General features: G+C 41.6%; 26 protein-coding genes. 16 read left to right on the top strand and 10 right to left on the bottom strand.

Features of this window, described 5'->3' with window-relative positions; genetic code table 11:
- The first annotated feature begins 61 nt into the window (after positions 1 to 61).
- The 5 genes from MHN00_RS20330 to MHN00_RS20310 all read left to right on the top strand — a co-directional run bounded on the left by MHN00_RS20330 (position 62) and on the right by MHN00_RS20310 (position 3,362).
- Entirely contained in the window at positions 62 to 202 is a 141-nt protein-coding gene (locus tag MHN00_RS20330) for a hypothetical protein (protein WP_239302207.1), read from the top strand.
- Between the two features lie 263 nt (positions 203 to 465).
- A complete protein-coding gene (locus MHN00_RS20325) occupies positions 466 to 678 on the top strand; it encodes a hypothetical protein (RefSeq protein WP_239302206.1) in 213 nt (70 codons plus the stop codon).
- Between the two features lie 169 nt (positions 679 to 847).
- The gene (locus MHN00_RS20320; protein ID WP_239302205.1) at positions 848 to 1,093 is read left to right on the top strand and encodes a hypothetical protein; all 246 of its coding nucleotides are present in this window, start codon (positions 848 to 850) and stop codon (positions 1,091 to 1,093) included.
- A gap of 931 nt (positions 1,094 to 2,024) precedes the next feature.
- Complete coding sequence (locus MHN00_RS20315) at positions 2,025 to 2,681, top strand: Abi family protein (protein WP_239302204.1); 657 nt, start codon at positions 2,025 to 2,027, stop codon at positions 2,679 to 2,681.
- Between the two features lie 408 nt (positions 2,682 to 3,089).
- A complete protein-coding gene (locus MHN00_RS20310) occupies positions 3,090 to 3,362 on the top strand; it encodes a hypothetical protein (protein ID WP_239302203.1) in 273 nt (90 codons plus the stop codon).
- Positions 3,363 to 3,432: 70 nt separating this feature from the next.
- On the opposite strand, the gene MHN00_RS20305 is transcribed toward MHN00_RS20310, so the two are convergent.
- Positions 3,433 to 4,290, bottom strand: coding sequence for a hypothetical protein (locus MHN00_RS20305; RefSeq protein ID WP_239302202.1), 858 nt, complete (start codon positions 4,288 to 4,290; stop codon positions 3,433 to 3,435).
- 221 nt (positions 4,291 to 4,511) lie between these two features.
- On the opposite strand from MHN00_RS20305, the gene MHN00_RS20300 reads away from it, so the two are divergent.
- From MHN00_RS20300 to merA, 7 genes are all read left to right on the top strand, one after another.
- On the top strand, positions 4,512 to 5,486 hold the full coding sequence (locus MHN00_RS20300) for a tyrosine-type recombinase/integrase (protein ID WP_061487031.1): 975 nt from the start codon (positions 4,512 to 4,514) through the stop codon (positions 5,484 to 5,486).
- Between the two features lie 443 nt (positions 5,487 to 5,929).
- Complete coding sequence (locus MHN00_RS20295) at positions 5,930 to 6,892, top strand: hypothetical protein (protein WP_239302201.1); 963 nt, start codon at positions 5,930 to 5,932, stop codon at positions 6,890 to 6,892.
- Between the two features lie 584 nt (positions 6,893 to 7,476).
- Positions 7,477 to 7,875, top strand: coding sequence for an Hg(II)-responsive transcriptional regulator (gene merR / locus MHN00_RS20290; protein ID WP_061095336.1), 399 nt, complete (start codon positions 7,477 to 7,479; stop codon positions 7,873 to 7,875).
- Positions 7,876 to 7,949: 74 nt separating this feature from the next.
- Complete coding sequence (locus MHN00_RS20285) at positions 7,950 to 8,294, top strand: mercuric transporter MerT family protein (RefSeq protein ID WP_020743019.1); 345 nt, start codon at positions 7,950 to 7,952, stop codon at positions 8,292 to 8,294.
- Positions 8,295 to 8,329: 35 nt separating this feature from the next.
- Positions 8,330 to 8,605: a mercury resistance system periplasmic binding protein MerP gene (gene merP / locus MHN00_RS20280; protein ID WP_020743018.1), complete on the top strand. Its 276-nt coding sequence runs from the start codon at positions 8,330 to 8,332 to the stop codon at positions 8,603 to 8,605.
- A 4-nt stretch (positions 8,606 to 8,609) separates the two neighbouring features.
- A complete protein-coding gene (gene merC / locus MHN00_RS20275; protein ID WP_020743017.1) occupies positions 8,610 to 9,056 on the top strand; it encodes an organomercurial transporter MerC in 447 nt (148 codons plus the stop codon).
- On the top strand, positions 9,053 to 10,693 hold the full coding sequence (gene merA, locus MHN00_RS20270) for a mercury(II) reductase (RefSeq protein WP_020743016.1): 1,641 nt from the start codon (positions 9,053 to 9,055) through the stop codon (positions 10,691 to 10,693). The genes merC and merA overlap by 4 nt, the downstream gene beginning before the upstream one ends.
- A 582-nt stretch (positions 10,694 to 11,275) precedes the next feature.
- Here merA and MHN00_RS20265 read toward each other — a convergent pair.
- Together MHN00_RS20265 and MHN00_RS20260 are read right to left on the bottom strand one after the other, a co-directional pair.
- A complete protein-coding gene (locus MHN00_RS20265) occupies positions 11,276 to 12,025 on the bottom strand; it encodes a hypothetical protein (RefSeq protein WP_239302200.1) in 750 nt (249 codons plus the stop codon).
- Between the two features lie 457 nt (positions 12,026 to 12,482).
- The gene (locus tag MHN00_RS20260; RefSeq protein WP_069945580.1) at positions 12,483 to 12,749 is read right to left on the bottom strand and encodes a hypothetical protein; all 267 of its coding nucleotides are present in this window, start codon (positions 12,747 to 12,749) and stop codon (positions 12,483 to 12,485) included.
- 145 nt (positions 12,750 to 12,894) lie between these two features.
- Between MHN00_RS20260 and MHN00_RS20255 the strand changes: the two genes are divergently transcribed.
- The 3 genes from MHN00_RS20255 (at position 12,895) to MHN00_RS20245 (ending at position 15,089) form a co-directional block, all read left to right on the top strand.
- Positions 12,895 to 13,653, top strand: a complete 759-nt coding sequence (locus MHN00_RS20255) for an IS5 family transposase (protein ID WP_239302198.1) — start codon at positions 12,895 to 12,897, stop codon at positions 13,651 to 13,653.
- Positions 13,654 to 14,553: 900 nt separating this feature from the next.
- Complete coding sequence (locus tag MHN00_RS20250; protein ID WP_069945574.1) at positions 14,554 to 14,871, top strand: hypothetical protein; 318 nt, start codon at positions 14,554 to 14,556, stop codon at positions 14,869 to 14,871.
- A 2-nt stretch (positions 14,872 to 14,873) separates the two neighbouring features.
- Positions 14,874 to 15,089: a hypothetical protein gene (locus tag MHN00_RS20245; protein ID WP_061093927.1), complete on the top strand. Its 216-nt coding sequence runs from the start codon at positions 14,874 to 14,876 to the stop codon at positions 15,087 to 15,089.
- Positions 15,090 to 15,300: 211 nt separating this feature from the next.
- On the opposite strand, the gene MHN00_RS20240 is transcribed toward MHN00_RS20245, so the two are convergent.
- The 5 genes from MHN00_RS20240 to MHN00_RS20220 form a co-directional block, all read right to left on the bottom strand.
- Positions 15,301 to 18,411, bottom strand: a complete 3,111-nt coding sequence (locus tag MHN00_RS20240; protein ID WP_156087448.1) for a CusA/CzcA family heavy metal efflux RND transporter — start codon at positions 18,409 to 18,411, stop codon at positions 15,301 to 15,303.
- 60 nt (positions 18,412 to 18,471) lie between these two features.
- The gene (locus MHN00_RS20235; RefSeq protein ID WP_061093929.1) at positions 18,472 to 19,407 is read right to left on the bottom strand and encodes an efflux RND transporter periplasmic adaptor subunit; all 936 of its coding nucleotides are present in this window, start codon (positions 19,405 to 19,407) and stop codon (positions 18,472 to 18,474) included.
- On the bottom strand, positions 19,407 to 20,741 hold the full coding sequence (locus MHN00_RS20230; RefSeq protein WP_029937684.1) for a TolC family protein: 1,335 nt from the start codon (positions 20,739 to 20,741) through the stop codon (positions 19,407 to 19,409). Before MHN00_RS20230 ends, MHN00_RS20235 begins: the two co-directional genes overlap by 1 nt.
- Before the next feature lie 72 nt (positions 20,742 to 20,813).
- A complete protein-coding gene (locus MHN00_RS20225; protein WP_004588585.1) occupies positions 20,814 to 21,209 on the bottom strand; it encodes a hypothetical protein in 396 nt (131 codons plus the stop codon).
- A complete protein-coding gene (locus MHN00_RS20220) occupies positions 21,196 to 21,813 on the bottom strand; it encodes a cation transporter (RefSeq protein WP_015065928.1) in 618 nt (205 codons plus the stop codon). Before MHN00_RS20220 ends, MHN00_RS20225 begins: the two co-directional genes overlap by 14 nt.
- Before the next feature lie 79 nt (positions 21,814 to 21,892).
- Here MHN00_RS20220 and cadR point away from each other — a divergent pair, with 79 nt between their 5' ends.
- Positions 21,893 to 22,282, top strand: coding sequence for a Cd(II)/Pb(II)-responsive transcriptional regulator (gene cadR, locus MHN00_RS20215; protein WP_105937005.1), 390 nt, complete (start codon positions 21,893 to 21,895; stop codon positions 22,280 to 22,282).
- A gap of 321 nt (positions 22,283 to 22,603) precedes the next feature.
- On the opposite strand, the gene MHN00_RS20210 is transcribed toward cadR, so the two are convergent.
- Both MHN00_RS20210 and MHN00_RS20205 read right to left on the bottom strand, forming a co-directional pair.
- Entirely contained in the window at positions 22,604 to 23,059 is a 456-nt protein-coding gene (locus tag MHN00_RS20210; RefSeq protein WP_139125469.1) for a hypothetical protein, read from the bottom strand.
- Between the two features lie 3 nt (positions 23,060 to 23,062).
- On the bottom strand, positions 23,063 to 24,184 hold the full coding sequence (locus tag MHN00_RS20205; RefSeq protein WP_061487024.1) for an RHS repeat-associated core domain-containing protein: 1,122 nt from the start codon (positions 24,182 to 24,184) through the stop codon (positions 23,063 to 23,065).
- Positions 24,185 to 24,458: the final 274 nt, after the last annotated feature.

Genomic DNA, 24,458 nt, shown 5'->3' with positions numbered 1-24,458 from the left:
AATTCATTTTAATGAATACCGACAGTCAGTTTTACGTTCGGAAGAGACAATTGCAGAAGAGTTGGATGAAGCTCATGACATTATCATCAATATTCTTGAGCCCTTCCCAGAATTAGATAATGGGCATAGCGCGGATTGGTACCCCAGTGAAGTCATAGAGTTTCTTGAAAAAGTGAAAGCGCATACTGAAACGACTTTTTAAAACGCCTGAAAACCTCGGCCTTGTCAACTATTAAAACATGAAATCAGCACTAATAGCATTTAATGTGTTGCATATTATGAAGTTGATATTCAACACCCTGATTTTATTTGAAAAAATTAGGTTTGGAGTTCTTTTGATTGGAAGAAACGGTTTCGTTGGCGTATTATTTAATGTGTGGGTAATAAATCATTGAAAGATATTTACGCTACTTGTTCAAAAAGCGACAGCAGAACAAAAATCAAAGCAGGGGGGAGGAAGTGTTAATGTCTGAAAGAATATTTTTATTATCTCAGTACCCTGAAATAGCGCTGATTTTTTGGGATTTTAATACAGACGAAATTGAAGAGAGTGTACTTTTTTTATACATTCGCAAAAGAATGAAATACCTCTATCAAGATTTGCTCAGTGACGAAGAAGTCGGACTCATTAACGAACTTTCTGAAAAATATAATGAAGGTATTTCTCTCCTTGATTAGCGGTAATAATAACTTACGACAACGAACTGCGTTGCTCAAGAAGTACATCTAATATTTGTCTGCTCTACCGTTACGGCTTTACTGAAATCAAAATTAACAACTTCGACGGAAATTAGAGTGAATAAAAAAGTCAAGCCACATGAAAATTCAAGCAAGGTGGGAAGTATAAATGTCTCGTCAATTCATAAATGCACTGAAACAAAAGTCTCTAATTATTGCGTGTGATATTACAGGTAAATTTTACATCAGCGGCTATGGCGGAATGGGTATGGAATGCATATCAACAGCCGCTGAATATTCTGAAATAGTTATTCTTTCGTTAATCGAAGAAGGGAGATTATTACTAAACGACAATGTTAGGTATTCTATTGAACTCGGCTTAGATTTGAAATACTATGATTACAATGATGTGTAGGTCTAATGGCTCGTAAATCTCAAAATCAATTAGCTCTACAAAGTCAAGCGTAGTAGTTCAGAAATAGTCAGACACATTTGATAGAAAGTTTCGACTCGAATCGACAGGCAGCAAAAGACAATTTGGAAAAACTTTTTTAAGTATAAAAAAGCCTGCGGCAAAGGCCCGCTACACAATGGTATGAGTAAAAATTGGATTCTTTGCTATAGTTTTTTGAAACCAAACAGATTATTAGAATGAAAGTGACATCAGAAAGCGGTCCAAAAGTTTACTAACACACCCTACGAAGCTATATGCCATCATTGACTGGCAGTATTGTATAATGTTAATCGCTGGCATTACATGCGCAATAGAATGGGTATTTTCTGCCGCTCCCGTAGCCAACTGGAACTGCTTTATCATTCAACCTTTTCATCGACCTTTATTTCGCCTTCGGTGCTATTTAGTATTCGTCTTAGCAGTGTTACTGCTTTTCTCAAGCTTCCTAGTGACTTTTTTATCGTTGACACGCAACACCACAGAAAAAAAGCCCAAGTAACATAGCATGGGCAGGAGTTGCGCGGTTAACTGTACCTTACGATTGTCATTGTAACTGTGAAAAAAGTGCAAGTAGTATTAGGGATATTATTTTGTGCGCCTAATACGTTTATGGGCATGACTTGATAACCACAGTATACGCGTCCAAAACAATGAGTTATATGTTCTATGATATCTATAATTCAGCGTTGCTAACGGGTAAGATATAGGGGTATGCTTTCGATTGGTTTGACCTAGGTGCGAATGGCTTTTAATCAGATGAGATGTGACGTTTTTAACAGAAACAAAAAACCCGCTGTTAAGCAGGCTTTTTGTTTCTTTCGCATGTCTACAGGGGGAGGCCAATAGCCAGCTAGTCCCGTAGCTAGTGTTGTAATGATAAAAGGAGTTGACGGTGTCGTCAAGTAGTATTAAAAAATCACTGTCAGTATCAAGGCTAAGTACTTACGAGAATGTATCGTTCAATGGTACACCTTTAAATACGGAACAGGCCTTGAAATTATACTCATGGAACGCTCAGATTTCAGCTGCATTTCTCTCACCTCTGCATCTTTGTGAGGTTGTAATCAGAAATGCTATCTCAGACGCTATAGAAAGCCAATATGGTGATAAATGGCCATGGAGCCAAGCTTTTGAGCGAAGCCTGCCAAACCCACAGAAAGGCTATAGCCCCAGACGAGATTTGACGGATGCAAAAAGAGGACAACTTACTACGGGGAAGGTCATACCTGAACTGAAATTCGTCTTCTGGGAAAAGCTATTAACCCAACGTTTCGATCAACGTTTATGGAATCCATATTTACAAACCGTTTTTCCTAATCATGACGCAACAAAAACCATACCTAACATGCGTAATACATTGAGGTCGTTGCTTGAGGACGTCAGACGCTTAAGAAATAGAATAGCTCATCACGAACCAATCTTCGCCAGAGACTTGGAAGCTGATTTTAATAACATTGACCAGCTGATACGATACCGCTGCGAGGATACCTCTCACTGGGCCTATAAGAACCAGCTAGTCACGCTGTTAATGGGGCTAAAACCGTTTTAGCTATAAGGTTAAGGCGTGTTAGCTATAGGGCATGAGTCATTTTTGGTGTTTTAGAACCATTATACAACAGTAGCATAAGTGCTAGATAGCTGAAGTTAAAGTTACCTTTTAGATCGGGTTTCCTCACTCCCTTCGATAATTTTTGTTACTTTAATGTAAGAACGGACTAGAAACCACATTATGAAAATCATCAAATGTTTTTCCTTTGTGCTTCTTCTCTTTCTTATTGTGAAGTGTGTCCCAGACCATTATCAAATCATTTACTATACAGTTAACAACGACCCTCAGGGTTGCGCAAACCAAACCCCACCTCCTCCAAGTCGCGTTTAAATAGAAGACAACGTATCAATACCTCAAATGTTCAAAGGTAAAGCTTGTTCGTCGAAGGATGAAGAGCAGGGAAAATGCATGGATGCATTAATAGTTAAAGATGAGATAAGCAAAGCAACGATAACAGAAATGGAGGCCGAATTAGCGCTTTTTAAAGATGATGTTAAAGCAGTATGTTTAGCATCTAGCGGTAGCAACATCTCAAAAAATCAAGACATACTGTTGAAGGACAACAAATCATGGTTTGTTTTCTATGCCCTGGTATTCGCTGGGGCGATTCCCCGCCTTGTAACACTCTTTGTTACTGGTGCACACCTTCCATTCTCCATAATAATAAAAGGTTCGGACTAATCGAAAAATATCGCCTTTTCTTTAGCTTCGTTAAACCTGGCTTACAATATCGGTCATTTCCCAAGGTGTCTTAGTCACTACTTTCATCAGTCGAGAAGTTCGCAGCAGTTGTAAAAATACTGCAATCTACTAACGCTTCTGCGCGTGGGTCCCCTTTTCGCTTTCTACATGTCTTTGCTCTTTCCCAGCCGTCATTAAAAGCAACCTCAATGAGCAGTTTCACTCTATTTCTGTCATTGGGGTTTAATCTAAGCATGAATTCTTCCAAAAACAGGTTTTTGGAGGCAGGTAATGCATCGGAAATCTGTTCTTTTACTGCTCTAACTTCACTGTCGGCACTGACGTTGTAATGCTTTGAGAATAGGAGTTCAAATACCTCATCATAGTTACTGGCATGCAATTCAGCTTTTGCCATATCAATGATTGTCTTGGTTTGGGGGCTCACATCTATGGTGTCAGTGCGTTTGATACCGCGGTGCTTAAAAGCCCGATAGCGATTTTGAAATTGCTTAATTGAGGCCTGGGGTAACCACGCTCGCATAGCCGAATATAGGGCTTTTGGAGCCAGTGTTTGCCATTCTTTTATTGTTACACTGTCAGCATTTACTAGGGCTTCTTTGTCTTTCAGATACGTTGATTCGGGGATGGAAGATAAAAATTTTAATAGGTGATTGGCTAGATAGTCAGACCACAACTCTTGCTCTTTTTGTGCTTTGAACATGGTGAAAGATTGTTCAAATTCACCTAGCTTTTGAGGCTTAATATGTTTTCTCAACGCGATGAAGCCCATGCTTTTTCCTAACGCTAAAACATCACGCTCGAGCTTGTCTATATTTACGTTGGTAACCTTATCCTTTTCCTGTAAGGTTGATAAGAACGTGTTTAATTGCGCATGTAGAAATTGTTGCCAAAGGCTTTGGTCAGACATTGTTCACCCCTTCTTCTTATTGTCTCTCATATTACCTTAAAAACCAAAAAGAATAAAAGCGTTACTAGTAACGCTATTTTTATCACGTACCCCTGTGCTAAGAATAAGATATAAACAAAGCGTTACTAGTAACGCAAAAGAGATTTCTTGATCTGCCCTCTCCCCTGCTCTATTATTCAATATAAGTCGAATTATCTTAAATTATAAAAAAGTACCTATTTATGAGCGCAATGTTAATTCATGTAGAAAATGTACCGATGGCGATCGCTGAATCAGATCGTGATCGCGTAATTGGAAACTTACGTGAGTTAAAGGACGATGTATGGGAATTGAAGTCAGAAAATACGAAACGCGCTTATCAGTATGACTTTAATCAGTACCTAGGGTTTTGCAAAGATAATGCATTACCGGCGATGGCCAGTGATGTCAATGTGACTAAAACAACATGTCGTGCCTATCTGGACTACTTGATGTCGACCAAACTGAAGCATCATTCAATACGTCGAAAAATTGCGTCAGTGCGCTATTTCATTGGTGTAAGCGAATTACCGGACCCGTGGAAACAGTCAAAACTCTTTGCCGAATACACCAACCATAAGATAAATCAAAAGCCCAGTCGTCAGTCTCAAGCCGCGCCTATGCGCCTTGAAATTATTGATGCCATCAATGCAAAACTCGATACGGATCCGCTGATTGGGTTACGTGACGCCGTCATCTTTAATACGGCGATAGACACGATATTCCGAGCATCCAATTTGTTAGCTATTGAGATCCATCACATCGATTTTGCTAAACAACGGATCTTTGCGCCTCGCTCCAAGACCGATAAATCAGGTAAAGGCCAGTACGGCTATATCTCAACAACCACTATCAATCTTATCGACAAATGGCTCACAAGAACGGGCATTGCGGATGGCCCCTTATTGAGAAAATTATCACCCAAGCAAACGGTACAAGATAACGCGATGCAATACCATGCACTCTTGGCCAGATATAAGAATTTAGCGGCAACACTCAATTTAGAATTCAAACCAAGCTGCCATAGTACCCGGGTCGGTGGGGTGGTAACCATGTTTGAACGAGGTATCTCATTAGATCAAATTCAAAAGGCCGGCGGGTGGACAAGTTCAGCTATGCCGATGCATTACGGTGAAGAGTTTGATGTCACAAAGACTGGGATGGCCAATGTACGATAAGACAACAGACGGATTGAAAAATGCTGTCCTAACAACTCACTGGTGACACAAACGGCTGCGCTTTCAAGCGCGGTTATTGCGCTGTTTCAAAATCGTGCTAATTTGGTTATTAATGCATGATAGCGCTAGTAAAATTCCCCTTAAGGAAAAATAGAAAAAAATCTGTTTTATCACGAAAAAACCAGTGCTGACAGAGGTTTATATTTTATATTCGTTATTCTTACAAAACACTCGTTCAATCGGTGTTCACGTCATTAAGCAAGAGTATACAAAGATGTTTGTAACGTACTGACGGGTATAAAAAAATCTTTTACGAAGGTAAAACTAGTGTTTTTGTGTATAACAGTGAAAAACACAAACCTATTAGTAATTTACTGGCTATGTTCATATTTCGCTTTCAGTCATTTATACAATCGTCATTAACTAACTCTGTGAGACCGATAATGAATACTAAACCGAATCAGGCGCTAGACAAAGAGGATGACGTTTCACTCCCGGGGGTGACCCTAGAACATGTTATCGTCGAAATTGATTCAATGAAATCAGAATTCGCTGACATTGAAGCCACGCTTTACGAACAACTGCAGCTTGATGGCCAGTTAAAACCGATTGATGCGCCTTCTTTGCATAGGGCTACGGTGTGTGTTGAGACGGCGTCATACCACTTAAATAGCTATGCCGTTACCTCCGATGTAAAAGTGGCAGTGGTGGCCATGCTGTTGCTAGACATTGAGCTTCAATATCGCCATTTCTCATCGATATGTCCTCGCTTATTGGGGAAAAAAGCCTCAGACATTGGCTATCGCGATATCTTTGTTAAATTCTTTGACCTCATTGCGCGAGAATTGGCGCGCTATGACAAGCAATCAGGTCGGGGCTCAGATGCTACCTTCTCTGAACTCAGTGTTCTGGAGAAACATATACAAGAAGAAGTCGTAAAAGCCATTGCCCCAGTGAACAGCATAATTCAGTTAATTCTAAATGATTATGCGCTTTTATCGTCAATCTCCGGCGTTACGAAGCGGGCGCATAATAAAGACAGGCAACGCTACTTTAAAGTAGCTAAAAAAACCCGTGACGGTTACATCAGTCGTTTTAAAGCGAGCATCGCTGCTGCGTGGGAACAAGTGTCTGCGTTAAGTGAAGAGCTTATCGAACTCAAAGCAGCAAAGAAGACTCAGATCATGGCGCTCAACAAAGAGCTTAAAAAAACGCGCGAGAAAGCTCTTCAATTTCGAAGTGTGCCTAACCCGATGAGTGAGCTTTTAGGGATAGACATTGACGTAAATAAAGACGAAGAAATTGCGTCATTGTCGAAAAAAGTAGACAGCTTAGAAGCCGTCAATACAGAGCTCCAACGGGAAAATATCCGATTAAATAAATTGTTGTCTACTTCAGGGTTGTGAACATGGCTAATAAAATCTGTACTACAATTCATGGCATCAGTCTTGAGGAGCAAGGAGATCGATAGCGTTAATTTCATCGTTATTTTTTGTGAGCGGTTGCGTTCATTTTTTATCTAACGCGATTATACTGGGCGAGCTGAGTTGGTAGGCAGCAAAAGACAAACAGCGGACATTCAGGTCATCATTTGGACTTCCGGTTTAAGCAATATTGCTTTCATCCCCACCTACAAGAATGCATCTCTGGAGTGTGCCGGATAGTGTCTGTTAGCGCGTTTCACTCTAATTGAACCTTTGGTTTGTGTGATTTGCTAATTGTCTTGGTTATGTACAGGAGAAAACTTTACAGACATACGCTGTGCACCGCAGCCATTAGAGCTAAAAAGCAAGCGATATTCGTCGGTTGTCGATGTACATTTTATTCTGCTTTACAAAAGTATAAAGCTTTAAATCGGCGAACCCTTCTCCACAACCATTTTGAATGAATAGTAGATAATCGATAGGGTTACTGTTACTAATTTTACCGTGTCGATATAAGCAGCATATATGTAAAATGAAATGAGAATTTATCAAAAGTAGGCCACATTATGCCAAACAGAACTATTAGCAAACTGGCAAAAGAAGTTGGGGTGAATGTCGAAACTATCCGCTTTTACGAGCGCAAAAGTTTAATTGAACAGCCCACAAAGCCAGAAACAGGCTACCGACACTACTCTGATGAAATAGTTAACAGAGTCAGATTTATCAAAAGAACCCAAGAACTAGGTTTTTCTCTAAAGGAGATCGAGAATCTACTCAAATTAAACGACTCCCCGTGTAGCCAAGTTCAAGATTTGGCTGAAGCCAAGCTAGAATCTGTAGCCGATAAGATCAGTGATTTAAAAAAATTACAAAAGGCGTTAACCGAGTTGGTTGGTTTATGTCATTCTAATGCCGATAAAAACACCTGCCCAGTCATTGACTCACTTCAACCGAATTCAAAATAACAAAAAACGCTTGACTCCGTACCTAGATACGGCATTCATACTCTAGTTAAGTTCATAAACTGGAGTATGAAAAATTGAACCAAGATTCAAACTTACCTTTGATTAGTGGGGTAATTGCAGCCATTGGTGCAGGATTATGCTGTGCTGGACCGTTGGTTTTGCTTTTACTCGGCATTAGCGGTTCTTGGATAAGTAACCTAACGCTATTAGAGCCATACAGACCAATCTTTATAGTTTTGGTTATTGCTGCATTTGGGTTCGCAGGCTGGAAAGTTCATCGACCTATCGAAAAATGTGAGCAAGGCACTGCATGTGCAATTCCAAAAACAAGAAAACGCAGACAAGTCACTTTTTGGGTATCAGCACTAGTCGCACTTGTCCTTGTGACGAGTAATTACTGGATCATTTGGTTTGCGTAAGTTTTCGAAAAATCTTTAAAACGGAGAATATCATTATGAAAAAATTAATAACTTGTTTATTACTTAGCGTGTCGGCGGCGTCTGTTGTGGCAAAAGAACAAACGGTTACGCTGGAAGTTCCTACCATGAACTGTGTGACCTGTCCGATTACCGTTAAAAAAGCCTTAGAAAACGTTGATGGTGTGAAACTCGCCAAAGTATCGTATGACACTAAATTAGCGTTGGTAACATTTGATGACGAAAAGGCCACCATCAAAGCACTCACTGATGCCACAACGAATGCGGGCTACCCATCCAAGAAAGTTAAGTAGTCTTATGAAGAAACTACTGAATATAACCACACGTTTTGGAGAAAAAGCAGGTGCTATTGGAGCGCTCGTTTCCGCGATGGGGTGTGCGATGTGTTTCCCTGCAATTGCCAGCTTAGGCGCTGCAATTGGAATGGGATTCCTGAGTCAGTGGGAAGGACTGTTTATCAATACCTTATTGCCCTTTTTTGCTTGGGTTGTACTCGTACTAAATGGTTTAGGGTGGCTGAGTCATAAACAATGGCGACGAAGCGCCATCGGTATGATAGCTCCCGTCCTTTTACTATTGTCTTTGTACCCTTGGTTTAAATATGGGTGGAGTACATACGTAACCTATTCAGCACTAGGGTTAATGGTCTTGGTATCGCTATGGGATATATTTTCACCTGCTTACCATCGCTATGATGGCACATGTGACACAACTGACAATATTGGCGCTAAGGAGTTAAAATGATTAAGTTAAGTATTCAAGGCATGACATGCCCCAGTTGTGCACCTAAGGTTCACAATAAAATAATCAAACTAGAAGGCGTACTTGACGTTTCAGTCTCTTATGAAGAGAGTTTAGTCTCAATCACTCCGTCAGAAGATTTCAACGTCCAGAGTGCAATTGACGCCTTAGAGTCAGAGGGCTACCAATCTCATGCGCAGGAGGATTCTTGTTGTGCATCTGATCAGTTTGTATCAAATAAAAAACATCTGCATGTTGCCATTATTGGCAGTGGATCTGGCGCATTCGCTTGTGCAACCAAGGCTGCTGAAGGTGGCGCAAAAGTTACCATCATTGAGGGAGCAGACGTTATAGGTGGCTGCTGCGTAAATGTAGGCTGTGTGCCATCAAAAATATTGATCAGAGCCGCACAACTCGCGGAGCAACAACGTAACAATCCATTTGCAGGTCTTGAAAATCACCAGCCGCAATTAAATCGAGCATTATTGTCGCAGCAACAATCGGCACGTGTTGAGGAGTTGAGACATGCTAAATATCAGAACATCTTAGATACAAACCCTTCTTTGAGTCTTATCAAAGGTTATGCACGCTTTAAAAACGCCAACACTCTGATTATTGATAAACCAGACGGTGATCAACAAGAAATCAGTGCGGATAAAATTTTAATTGCTACGGGATCTACTCCCACCATTCCAGCAATCAATGGGTTGAGCGGTACGCCTTATTGGACTTCAACAGAAGCACTATTTGCAACTGATTTACCAGAGCATTTGGTTGTTATAGGCTCATCAGTAGTGGCACTGGAAATCGCTCAAGCGTATCGTCGGTTGGGTTCTGAAGTGACGGTGCTTGCAAGGCATACCTTACTATATCGTGAAGATCCATTATTAGGTGAAGAACTGGAGAAATGTTTCAAAAAAGAAGGCATCAATGTTCTTACTTATACGAGTGCCAAAAACATTGCCCACGATGGTAAACAATTTATTATCGACTCAAACAACGGTCAAATCACCTCTGACAGACTACTTGTATCAACGGGACGTCATGCCAATACAGAAAAACTCAACTTAAAAGCGGTGGGTGTACAAGTTACCGAGCGAGGCGAAGTAATGGTCGATGAAAAGATGCAAACAAATGTCGAAGGTATATATGCAGCAGGTGACTGCTCGAACATGCCACAATTTGTTTACGTAGCGGCAGCCGCAGGCAGCCGAGCAGGAACGAATATGACTGGTGGTGATGTGAATTTAGATCTAACGACTATGCCTGCCGTTATTTTTACCGATCCCCAAGTAGCTACGGTAGGATTAACTGAAACTCAAGCGAACCAGCAAGGCATTAGTACGATAAGTCGGGTGTTACCAATGGAAAATGTGCCTAGAGCATTAGCTAATTTTGAAACTGACGGGTTTATTAAATTAGTTGCAGAGGAATCCACAGGTAAGCTGATAGGCGCACAAATATTGGCTCATGAAGGTGGTGAGCTTGTTCAAAGCGTAGCAATTGCCATTATCAACAATATGACAGTTGAAGAATTAGCAGGACAACTATTTCCTTACCTGACAATGGTAGAGGGGTTAAAACTATGCGCTCAAACCTTCAATAAAGACGTATCTGAATTATCCTGTTGCGCAGCTTAATCGAACCTAATATGTTAGAGCTAGCGCTTATGCTAGCTCCACCTTCACAAAACAATTGATGTTTTTTTGAACGCTCATATACATGAAAAATATGTAAAGGCCAACTTCCGCTTTACGTACGAAGCGGAAGTTGGATTTTTGATTATTTGATGGCAGTTAAGAGCGATTTGCAGACACACTTTCTCTCCGATAATCTGACGCCTTGTTGAATGCAGTGGCTGTTCAAATTTTGCATTTATAATAGCTAATAAGCGGAATCAGTGTTATCGTTTCGAAATAGTTGTTAGATACATAGAGTTATTGTTGGGATTACAACTCCAACTGGTCGGATGAGTGCAATGGTATTTCTGCGTTATACTTACAAACAAGTAAGAGCAGGAACGTTCGGATTGCGGAGCTAATACACTCCTATATACCCTGCCTCCCGTCACCTAGTTAACTATTATTTTTTAAATATTAGATGGTGGCGCTCTGCAAGACAGAGACAACTACTCTAGTAGTGATAGGGATCTCGGAAAAAATTATTGTATTCGGAAACCCAAACAATTAAAACTGTTTGGGTTTTTTGTTTCTACTCAAAGTTCATTTAGTGTTAGGCGAGCTTAACTGTTTTTGGGTTTGCTTTTTCTTTTTATAGTTCTTCTTTGACTTCCGCAGTGCAGGCCCTTGAAAAGGTGGCCTTTTGGCGAAAACGTTTCTAACTGCAACCAAAAAAGGCTTTGTGTCCCTTCCTTGAAGCAGTTTAACTCGAAAGTCATCCTCATCAACTAAAAATGCAGTTTCTATGACCATAGAAAGATCTCTGGCACTCAATCTATGCAGCTTGAAAAGAACAACATAACAGTGCTTTTCACTTTCACCATGCTGAAATTCAAAGAAACCTGTAAGGCAGGTACGATCATCGCCTTTATTTGCTAAAACACAAAGACTGGAATAAGACTCTTGGAGAGATTCAACGAAAAGAGGTATGTTTTGACTACTTAGGTATTTATCACGGCAGAAAACTCTTTTATCAGAGGAGATTATTTTACATCCATCTCTATCTAATTTTGCAATATGGGGCCTATCTTCGTAATGCTCATATTTAATTAGTAGATGGCCAGAATACGAAAGTTGTAGTTCGTGATCTGAGTTTTCTAACGCTCGGCTGTATACATGGTTCGTTGGGCGAACTTCGATAGAAATTTTTTCTATTCGTTGGTCTTCAAACTTGAAATCTTCAACCTGTACGACGTGGTTAAATAAATGATCCAGCGGAAATACTTGAGTGATACCATCAATTTCTACTTCTATTGAACTAATTCCGTCATGAACTTCACTTCTTTGGTGCATTGTCCCTAATCTTTATTAAATGACTAAAACTATGAAGGCCGGACAATATTGCAATTTTTCTCGCATTTCACCAGCTCGAAAGACCTTACATTATATGTCGATTACTTAACAATTACTAATCATGCCAAAAACACTTTATTCGTGTTCCAACTTCCTGCTGATGTCCGCTTTTGACCATTGGCAGAAATCCAGAGGCAAAAGCCTGACCGTCCGCTGTTTGTCTTTAGGCGACCTTGACTATCAAACCAGTTTCTACCAAGTTTTGCACAAATCGGAAATGTCGCTATCTGGATGAAATTTCAATATCCAACCTTAGAATGCAAATAGCCCAAATAACATTGATGAAATGAGTTTATTCCGAGTGGTAGGCGGCGCAGAACATAATTCTGTTAGTGGCCAGATACGCTCCAGTTGCTCTCTTGCTTTAAAAATACATTCCATGCCCAACTGACCTTTATTAATCTTGTATTTTCGCGTATTGCACTTCAAAAGCGTCTACAGCGTGCAATTTTAAAAACCTTGCTAGATTGTCCAGGCGCCATGTCCGCAGCGCATCAGAACGGCCATGGCGCATAACGTATGCTGTTTTAGTATCAGCGTTAATTGCAAAAACAAAAAACTTAAGTTCATCATCTTTACTTTCCTGAGCGATGACTTTGGTGATCGCTTTATCGGTGAGTCGCTCAGCAAATGCACCTTCTTTTAAATGCAATAAACTATTCATAATAAACAATATGCCGTAATGTTTGATACATAATGGCATATTGTTTTGATTGAACGCTAGAGGTTGTTGATCTTTGTATGAAAAGCAGCCGGCATAGCAACGAGGTATAATTGTTTCGCCAAAAATAATTAACCGTAATGTTGCTATGCCAAGAACGATGTTAACAGATGATGCGTGGGAAATCCTAAAAGTACTGCTAAAGGAGAGTGGCAGAGTCTATAACAAATATGAGCACCGAAATACCCTGGAGGGCATACTTTACCGAATGCGTACCGGCATTCAGTGGCGGGATTTGCCATCTGAGTTTGGTCTCTGGAATACGGTCTACCGACGATTTAATTTATGGTCGAAGAAAGGCATATTGCAAAAGTTATTTGAAAGCTTAGCCTCCGAGGGTGACCCAGAATGGTTGTTTCTTGATGGTAGTATAGTTAAAGCGCATCAGGATAGTAGCGGTGCAGCGGGTAAACAAGATGAGGCCATCGGAAAAAGTCGAAGTGGTAACTCAACGAAAATTCACCTTGCGGTAGATAGCGGTGGCCTGCCCGTTTATTTTGAACTATCCGGTGGTCAAGTGAACGACATCGTACATGCACAAAGTCTGATAATAAACTCCCCACAAGCCGATATTGTATGTGCTGATAAAGGCCATGACAGTGAAGCTTTTAGAGCTTACGTAGAAGAAAGTGGAGCAGATGCCAATATTCCACGCAAACGAAATAACAAATTAGGTAATGACGATATGGACTGGTGCCTGTATCGATATAGGCATCTTGTTGAAAACGCGTTTTTGAGGATAAAAAGGTACCGGGCAATATCAACAAGATACGACAAGCTAGCTCGAAACTATAGCAGTACAGTCGCATTGGCATTCATGATGATGTGGCTACCAATGTACTGCTGAACAAATAATGTTCAAAGATCAACAGCCTCTAGTGTCATCGTTTCCATTTAAATGCTCGTCTTTATGGCTACGAGGTTATCGCCATGGATGATAAGGTTGTCATCAAATGAAGGTGGTTTACCTTCCAACGGTAACGATTTATCCTCAACCGCTCTTAGCTCACTAAACGGTACTCCCACGGCAGAAGTATAATATTTTAATGTTGTTAAATCTACCTGATGGAAAATTTAGATCTGTGAGTTATTTGAGCAATCCCAATTAATGCAGGCTCCGACCTGTGAGTTGTTTTAGCTGTAGTGGAACAGTGACTTTGGCCATGTAATTAGAGTTGCTGGACTGGCCATGTCATATTGACCGCTACATCTACATCAACCACAACAGGCCGTTAGAGTAGGTGATTACACGAAAAAGCATTGAGGAAAAATAACAGTTTTATACTTATTAATCAGAATTTTAGTGTTAATAACAACTTTTACAGCAAAATGCAACTTGCGCGGAGATCTGAAAAGAGTAAGGTGTTTTATACTGTTACCAGAGGTTTACCTATGAACTTTATTGATGATGGCTTGATTTTGAAGTCAGTGGTCACTCAAGCAACCCTCTTACTGAAACCGAGAATTCCGGCGTAGGCAGGTGCATCAAGGAGCCTTCCCTTTGCAAGGTAACTGCTATTTTCACGGCTTCTGGGCCACCGACCTTGGGCAGTATTCGGCTTAACAAAGGTACGGTAGTAACGCTTATAAAACAGGCGCTGGAGTATGTAAGAGAGTGCATTGCTTTCGCTATGATGGCTTGCTCAAGTTTGGCGCAGTGAAAAAAGATTACTGACAAAAAGATCGATATTCAAAGTCAGTTCTTAGCTATGCTTGATAGATAACAACGCAACCAAAGCCGATGTTCATGCCTTATTGCCAAACTCACTTTCTCGCTGTAGCGCCTAAGCAAGTTGAAGACATCTTATCGTCATTTGCTAAGGAGAACTTTGTCGCTGGTCAGAAAGCTTACTGGCTAAATGATGGAGGCATTAACATCGACGCTGGTGAAAACGATATTCGGGCTTACTATTACGAGAATGAAGCAACTATAAAGTTCTTCTGTCGCGATGAGCGTAATATGACTATATACGATAGAAAGCTCAGAGCCTTTGCCGCCAAACATAGTGTCTCGCTTAATGAAGAAAGTTCTGGGTACTTATTTGATAAGCTTACCGGAAAATAATTATGATCAACTCACTTGATGTGCTGAAGTTAGCTAAACAGATCTCACGAGATAGTCTTTCTGATGCTCTCAGTCATGAACTGTTAACTCACGGGAATACGCTTTACGGTAAGCACACCGATTTCCCAAACTACATTGAACGCATCACGCCCAGAGGAAAAAAATCACTTGGGTTCTGGCGAAATGGTGAGTTCGAGGAAGTGATTTGCCTGCTATAAAAAACAAAGCCCCCGCTTAGAACACCGAGGGCGAATGGGTTGGGCTCACAAAGGTTAGATACAGATATTAAAATAAGCGAAACCATATCTATCCTTATCGTACATGACGTTAAGAATATGATTGTAAAGTCTATACTTAATAAAGAGTCAATAGGTACCTAAAAATCGTTCAGGTAAAACTTGGGCATTTGCGAATAAATGCCCAAGAACACTACTGATCCCCTTTACTATGCACGAGTCGATAGAGTACAGGCAGCACTACCAGTGTTAGCAAGGTTGACGATATTATCCCGCCGATGACCACCGTGGCCAAAGGCCGTTGCACCTCTGCACCTATGCCCGTATTGAGCGCCATGGGCACAAATCCAAGGCTTGCCACTAGTGCTGTCATTAATACCGGACGCAAGCGAATAAGTGCCCCTTCAACAATGCTATTCACTAATTCTCCGGTTTCTAGCAAACGTTGCTTGATGAAGGACAGCATTACCAATCCGTTTAATACGGCAATCCCAGACAACGCGATAAATCCTACCGACGCGGATATGGATAAAGGCATATCCCTTAACCAAAGAGACATTACACCGCCTGTTAATGCCAAAGGGATACCTGTGAAGATAATCAACGCATCGCGTATAGAACCAAACGCAATTACCAGCATTGTCAAAATCACAAACAACGTAACCGGTACCACAATAGTCAATCGTTGACTCGCACTCTCGAGCTGCTCAAAGGTTCCACCATAGTCGAGCCAATAACCAGCAGGTAAATCTACTTCATCATTGATTCTCGCCTGAGCTTCTTCAACAAAAGTGCCAATATCTCTGTCACGCACATTTGCTGTGACAACAATACTACGTTTGCCATTTTCCCGGCTTATTTGGCTAGGTACTTCTTTAAATGCCAGTGTGGCTAATTCGCTTATCGGTACATGCTCACCAGAGGGCGTGACGATGGGAACGCTCTCAAGCTGAGTGAGTTCATTTCGAATGTCGTCGCCATATCGCACGACAATCTCAAAGCGTCTGTCGCCTTCAAAAATCATTCCAGCGGTTTCTCCACCTGTCGCAGCATTGAGCCATAACTGCAAGTCGGCTATATCCAAACCAAAGCGTGCCAATTGATCAGGCTTTGGTGTGACGGTGAAGATTGGAATGCCTTCTACCTGCTCAAGCCTCGCGTCATCAGCTCCTTCAATCGTTGAAATAACGGTCAAAATGTCAAAAGCAGATGCAAAGAGCGTATCTAAGTCATCCCCAAATAGCTTTATCCCCAAATCTGCCCTTACGCCACTAATCAATTCGTTAAAACGCATTTGTATAGGTTGCGTAAATTCATAATTATTGCCGGGCAAAGTAAACAAGTCCTCTTCAAACGTTTCCACTAACTCAGCTTTTGTCATTGATGGATCGGGCCATTGCTCCCGAGGCTTTAAAATAACAAACGTATCAGTAATGTTTGGTGGCATAGGGTCGGTGGCGACCTCACCCGTACCCGTGCGACCGAATACCGTCTGTACTTGCTCATACTGCATAAGTTTCGCTTCAAGAGTTTTTTGCATTTCAACTGCTTGTTCTACCCCTGTCCCAGGGATCCGTATTGCCTGTACTAAGATATCACCTTCATTGAGCTGGGGAATAAACTCGGAGCCTAATTTACTGCCCATCCATAAACTGCCGACAACCAAAGCACTCGCTGCTACTACCACTAGCCATCTAAAACGCAGCGCTCCCGTTAAAACAGGACGATAGACTGCCTTTGCACCTTTAATAATTGGGCTTTCTTTTTCGCTAATTTTACCTCTCATGAAAATTGCTATCGCCGCAGGCACTACGGTAAAACAAAATACCATTGCGGCAAGCAAAGCCATTATCACGGTCGCTGCCATGGGGTGGAACATTTTACCTTCGACGCCAGTGAGCGTGAACAAGGGGATATAAACAATGGTAATGATCAATACACCAAACAAACTGGGACGTATGACTTCATTAGTGGCTTCATATACAACATTCAGTCTTTCTTTGAGCGGTAGAGTTGCGCCGTTTTGCTTCTGGGATTCGGATAATCGCCTGATACAGTTTTCAACAATGATAACTGCGCCATCGACAATCAAGCCAAAATCAAGTGCGCCTAAACTCATTAAGTTAGCAGACACATCGGTTTTGACCATACCCGATATCGTGGCAAGCATTGCCAGGGGTATTACAGCGGCTGTAATAAGTGCAGCTCGCACATTCCCAAGCAAAACGAATAGCACAACGATGACAAGTAAAGCGCCCTCGACGAGGTTTTTCTGTACTGTGTCGATGGTTTTGTCAACGAGGCTTGTTCTATCGTAAACCGCTTCAAGGATAACGCCCTCGGGTAAGCTTGTTTTAATGGTTTCGAGCTTACTGTCCACAGCTTTGGCGACCGTACGAGAGTTTTCTCCCACTAACATCATTGTCGTGCCAATCACTGTTTCTTGGCCATTTAACGTGCCGGCTCCAGAGCGCAGCTCTTTACCGAGGTTGATTTGGGCGATGTCTTGAATTTTTACCGGTACGCCATCAATGACCTTAACAACCACTTGGCCGATATCGTCGATGCCCTTCAGTTGGGCTTCCGATCTGATCAGTACTTGTTGCCCATTTTGTTCTACAAAACCAGCGCCTTGATTCGCATTGTTGCGTTCTAGCGCACTGAGAAGGTCACCTGTACTTATCCCAAAGTTTATCATTGCGACTGGATTAGGATTCACATGATATTGCTTTTCAAATCCGCCTATCGCATAAACCTCGGTCACCCCCTCAACAAGCGACAATTGGGGCTTAACTACCCAATCATGGATCTCCCTTAATGCCATAGCATCATAGGGTTGACCGTTGTCCTGTCGCGCCTGAGGCTCAGCACTTAACGAGTACATGTAAATTTCACCCAAGCCTGTGGCGATAGGGCCCATTTCAGGGGTTAACCCTGTTGGCAATTGCGCCGCGATGGCGGTGAGACGCTCGTTGACGAGATTTCGTGCGAAATATAAATCGGTGCCCTCTTTAAACACGACTGTGACTTGCGACAAGCCATAGCGTGATATCGAGCGGGTATACGATAAATTAGGCAAACCGGCCAGCGAGGTTTCAACTATAAACGTTATGCGTTGCTCAGTCTCCAAAGGCGAGTAACCTGGGGTTGCGGTATTTATCTGCACTTGCACGTTGGTGATATCAGGCACAGCATCAATCGGCAGTTGTTTGTAACTGTACATACCAAAAAAGGCGACAAACAAGGCGAACAACATCATGACACCACGGCGCTCAATCGACAGACGGAGTATTCGTGCAATCATGCTCTCACCTCACCGTTTTTATGGACTTGGCTTTGCTTTTGACAATAAATGCGCAGGTAATTAGTCATCATCGCCCGCCTCCATTTTTAATAAATCAGCTTTTAGTAGATAGCTATTTTCTACAACGACTTGCTGGCCTATTTGAACGCCCTTCACAATCTCTACTAAACGGTTGTCCGTGTTCCCAAGTTTTACTTGGCGGGGGTAAAATCGTTCCCCTTCTTTGACAAAAACAATGGTTTGCCCATCTAACTCTTGTATTGAACTTTTGGGGAGTGCCAGATTGACTTCTTGGAAACCAATCTGAATATAACCCTCTACCATAGCGCCTAAAGGCCAATAACCACTGCCATTATCAACGTTCACAAACGCGATAGAATAGGGTTTGTCATCCGGTGAGGACGTAATGTGGCTTATACTTGATTGTTGCTGCAATTCCTCAAGCCTTAAAGTGACTTCCATATCAGCGGCAATATGAGTACGTTGTTTGGGGAAAATAGCCAATTGAGCAATTGCGCGAGAGTAATTAGCAACAGAAAGCAGCACTTGACCGTTGGTGAGCTCACCATCATTGGCGTGTCTAGCTATGATTTTTCCAGACATCGGTGAGGTGATTGAGTATTGATTTAAACTCTCGTTTGACTCAATGATTGCCAGCGTGTCACCTTTTTCTACTTTATCTCCAATATTCACCATGATACGTTTTACAACACCGTCGAAGCGGGCACGAATATGACTCAGTGACGCAGGATCATGAACTATCCGCCCAAACGTTCTGGTTGTGAGCGATAATGATCCTGACGCGGCTGAAGCAGTCACGATATCGTGTTTAAGCATCCGTTCTTGAGATAATACTACGTACTCGGGTCTTTCTTCGGCTTCCTCATCGTCATCATCAGCCAGGGCGACAGTAGCAAACAATAAAGTAAGTAGCATGGCTAACACGCCAAGCAAGTAACGTGCGCTAGTGAGTAATGTAAATTGTGATGTATTCATTATTTTTTCTCTAGTAATTCTGATGATTGAGCAGACGTCGAGGGAGAGTCAGAAAACACGGGAATTCCCGTAAGTGCCTCTAGATCTGCGCTTCGAAGGTGGACTAAGCCTGCGGCTTTTATCAGTGTTCGTTGCATATCTATGAGTTGCTGTTGCGTTGTCACCCACTCTATATAGTTGTAGCGACCACTTTCATAGCCATCCCGCGCCAATTTCAATGCAGATTCCAATGTGGGAACGACATTGTCTTGAAGGGTCGTAACAGTGAGCAAGGCTTGGTCTTTTGCGCTAATGACTTGATTTAATTGGCGAGTGAGTTCACGAATTTTCGCTTGTTTTTGATAGTCGATACTGTCAAGCAATGCGCGCTGTTGTTCGTATTCTCCTAGATTCCGCTGCTTGGTATTTAACGGCACCGAAATACTGGCGACTAACGCTGTGTCATTAATTCCCTGCATTCTTCGGATACCGGCTTCCCACGCAATGTCGAACTGCTGACTGGCCTGAACCACTCTCAATCTGGCCTCTTGTACCCGATAGTTATCAGCATAAAGCAGAACGTGTGGATTGCTTTGAAGCTGTGAAAGCATATGTTCAAGTGATAGTGAATTTGGAAACGATAACAGTGTCCCTTCAACTTCCGCAAACGCAGCGTTAGTGTCACCCCACATGATGGCCAGGTCGCGTTTATACTCATTGAGTTTTTGTTCACTTATCAATAACGACAAACGCGCCTGCGACAACGCTGACTCTGCACGTTTTTTCTCAAGTGGTGAAGAAGCCCCCGCTTCAACCCGTGTAGAGACTGTCTGAAGCATTGTGCGAGCCAGCATTTCAGCTCGTTGCTCAGTCTTGTGCAACGCTTGTTGGACAATGACATTGATATATCGTCGAGTTGTTTCACCCAAGATGTCCAGCGTACGAATGCGCCGTTGTGTAAGCAGTTGTGCTTTTTTTGAACTCACCACATTCATTCGGCCGCTGACTTTATCTCCAAGCTCGATGACCGACGATAAGGTCAGTGTCAATTCGGCATCTTTGATACCAGACACTTCGCCTGTTCCCAACACATTTTCAACTTCAACCCCAACAGACATTTCAGGTCGTAAGCTGGCCATTTTTGATTCACCATCCAAAGCCGAAGATTTAAATTCGAACACAACTAAATCTGGGTTGTTTGATAATGTGCGTTTGAGCGCATTTTCAAGCGTGATTGAAGACTTTTGCGCATTGGCAGATTGAACAGATATGCTCATGGTTACCAGTGCAGCAGATATCAATTTCAGATACGCTGAGCTAGCTTTTTTTATGCCCAATGGGCGTGAAGAACTCATAAAAGAACCTTTTGTTCATAAGATAACGACATACATGGAAAGCACCCATGCAAACATATAGGAGGGAATGGATTAATGTTGAGGTGGGCGCAAAAGGCCTTCGACTAGGCCGTCAGTGACGTTGCGGGAATAACTGTATTGATTGGTATATAACGGTTTAGATACGTCATTTATTGGGTGTTGTGCCAGAAACTTAATCTGTCCACATTGACACAGCACACAATGGAAACACTTAGACTCTTCACTCGACGTATTATCACCAGCATTTACATTTTTTTCGGGAACATCATAAGTGCCTATCGACTTTGATTGTTCAGGGACTGACGATACCTCCGCAGGGTAGTCATCGCATTGAGCGGCGAACGAAAAGCCCGATTGACACATGAGCAAAGTAATAAGTAGCCATGCCAACCTACGCAGTTTTGATGTGCAATTAAAAATTGGCATTTTCTTATCAACTTTGCGCATTAAGCGCTCGCTGTCTTTCATTTCCAGCATCTTCGAGGATCATTTTTGCCCCGCGCAACACAACGCACGAAACTATCACACCGATAACCAGATCAGGCCATCGAGAATCGAGCCAAAACACCAAAACGCCAGCAAAGATAACACCTAAGTTGGCAATCACATCGTTGGCTGAAAATATCCAGCTTGCCCGCATATGCACTTCTTCATTTCTTTGTTTGCGTATGATCACAAGACAAATGACATTAGCAACCAGTGCAACTGCCCCCATAGCCATCATTAGTCCCGATACAGGTTCGCTACCGTAAATTGACCGTCTTACAATATCAATGATAATCAACACACCCAGTGCCATCTGAAAAAAGCCGCTAATTCTAGCCGCATTGGCTTTGTGCAATAGCGATTTACCAATAGCATAAAGGGCAACACCATAGACAACTGCGTCGGCGAGCATATCAAGTGAATCGGCTATTAATGCGGTTGAATCAGCAAGCAACCCGATCCCCATTTCTATAACAAACATTGTCGCGTTTATTCCCAAAAGCCAATACAAAACCTGTCGTTGAGACTGGTCTTTTATTTCAACTTCGCACCCACATCCGCTCATTAGAAACACACTCTTTACTGATGAATAGTATGAGTATAAAGTCTATACTTGGTATAGAGTCAACGGTTAGGAGAAAAAAATGAAAATTGGTGATGTCGCAAAGACGACAGGTTGTAGTATTCAGACCATTCGTTTTTATGAAAAGAAGGGGCTCTTGCCTGAGCTTAAGCGCTCAAGTGGAAATTATCGTGTCTACGACAAGGGGACTATTGAACAACTCCTGTTTATCAAACAGTGTCGTTCATTAGATATGTCTATCATGGAAGTAAAAACGCTAATGGACAGTCGTTCGAGGCCAGATCAGAGCTGTTCAAATATCAATACGTTAATAGCTAAGCATTTATCAGACGTCATTATTCGCATTGAAGAGCTAAACGCATTAAAGTCATCACTCGAAAATATGGCGTCAAAGTGTGATCAAAACAAAACCATTAGGGACTGTGGCATTTTAAATTATTTACACACTTAAAATTGTAAGAAGAACACAATTTCACTGTGCGCGCTCACCTTAACTTGTATCTATCGGCTAACATTCGTCATTTGTGTAGATTTATAAGGCAAAAATCAATAGCCTGATATTCAGCGTTTGTAGTCTACCGTGTACGATTTTCTGCCATTGACCCGTAGAGATTTTTACAATTCGCACCGTTCTTTACCAACAAGTTTTATCTCTGAATCGAAAACGCTGAGCATTTATTTTACAGTCTCAGCGTACTAGAGACGTAGATATTGGCCACAAACTTCACTGGCAGCTCTCAAGTCTCGAGCTTTTTGGGTTTTCAAATTCAAATCAGAAATAATCGACTATCCTTGAAAGAACAATTGTAGAAACGATAGCGAAGCCTAAGTAAATCAACACATTTGGAAACTTCTTTAGCTCATCCACTTCTGCATCTCCCTCAAGAAGCATACTATTTACTATTGTGAGTGGAATAAATGTTAAAAAGCCCAATAGATTCAGTGGATGAGCAACCGCGACTCCCCCGACAACAAATACAAGTTGTAGTACAAAAACAAACTTCACAAAGGAGTTTGAACGTTTAGTCGTGCTACCTACATCAACCAAAAATGAATAACTAAAATACGGATATAAAATACTTTTTACAAAGATAACCAAGTCGAATTCTTCGACTTTAGCTTTCCTACTAAAATTTTTGTAATAGTAATAAATGTTAAACAGCCCAAGAGTAGCAAACGAAATTGCCATCAATTTCGAGCTGTTTACTGCATAAAGTTTTGATTTCAATAGTTACTCCAAAATTTCTTTGACCGCATTTACAGCATCCGCTATTGCAGTTGTTGATTGTGTGACTTTAACCTCCACTCCTACAGAGGCAGAAACACCAATCTTTCCTTTAGCATCACCTTGCGGTTCAGAGACGCTTCCTTGCGGTTGTATGTCACCATTGATTGTTTTTTCAGAAACTAAGTCCTGTGCAACCGCAAATGGCCCAACAGCCGCGTCTGCATTCACTGAAGTCTCTACTATTGTTTCGTTTTTGGCCACATCGCCACTTGGTGACTGTTGATAGCTAGGTGTTAATGATAAACCAGCCCCCAGTCTAGGACTTGCACTAACAGAAGCCGACAACTCCAATGTCTGATCATCGAACGACAATGAAAGAGAGACTCTCGCTCCAGCAACAGCTATCGCTTCACCTGTTACGCTAACAGTATGTTTTTCTCTACCATCAGGGTCAACGTATTTATAGGGATTATTGCTTACGTATGAGTATCTGTTAAATGTAGATATATCAGAGAGTTTGAATCCAACAGGATCATTCGAGTAAAAACGACCTATAACTGGATCATAGTATCGTGCCTGCATATAGCTTAAGCCCAATTCACTATCGAACTTGTGTCCCGCATAGCCTATTTCATTACTAGCAGTCTCATAGGTATCCCCAAATGGCTTATAGTGTCGTCGACTATTGTTAATAAGTGTTCCACTATTGTTAGATTGCGCCGTAGTGCTGCCTAGAATATCAGTATGAATAAAACTTGCTGATGAACTAGAATCTTTTGCTATGAGACGACTTCCAATATAAATGTAGTTTTTCCAAACGCCATTACTCTCACTGAAGAGAAGCTTTCCATCTTGACTGTAATGATAATATGCCGTGCTCCCGCTCTTCGCAGACTTTACTCGGCGATTGAATCCATCATAGGTAAATGAAAATCCGTTCGCCGCAGTCATCTGATTCGCCAAGTTGTAACTCATACTAAAGTGACTGTTATGAATAATATTGCCACGAGTATCGTAGTTAAAGTAACCATAGGCTTTTGCTTTGCTTCCAGAAGAACTGATACTTTTAAGTCGACTTTGGTTTGAATCAATAGAATAGATTAATGTGAATCTGTTTGAACTCAAGCTGTAACTGCTTTTGGAAACTAGAGTTATCAGGGATGAAGGAATTACCGAAGTTGTGCGTATGCTCCTATAGTAATCCCAAATATATCTGCATAAGCGACTCGAATAAAAGCGCCAAGATCATAGCCCAGATTTAAATCAGTTTTGAGATAATAAAGTCAGCTTTCAACCGTGCTTTTGGTTCTGAAACGTTTGCTAAGCCATACCCTCAAACTTCTTTAAGAGAGAAGCAAAGAGTGCTCTATTGTTCGCTTTTTAGTATCTAAAAAGACAA

The organism is Alteromonas sp. Cnat2-8, from assembly GCF_022348355.1.
Classification (GTDB): domain Bacteria; phylum Pseudomonadota; class Gammaproteobacteria; order Enterobacterales; family Alteromonadaceae; genus Alteromonas; species Alteromonas macleodii.
This window is presented reverse-complemented; position numbering and strand designations above follow the sequence as displayed.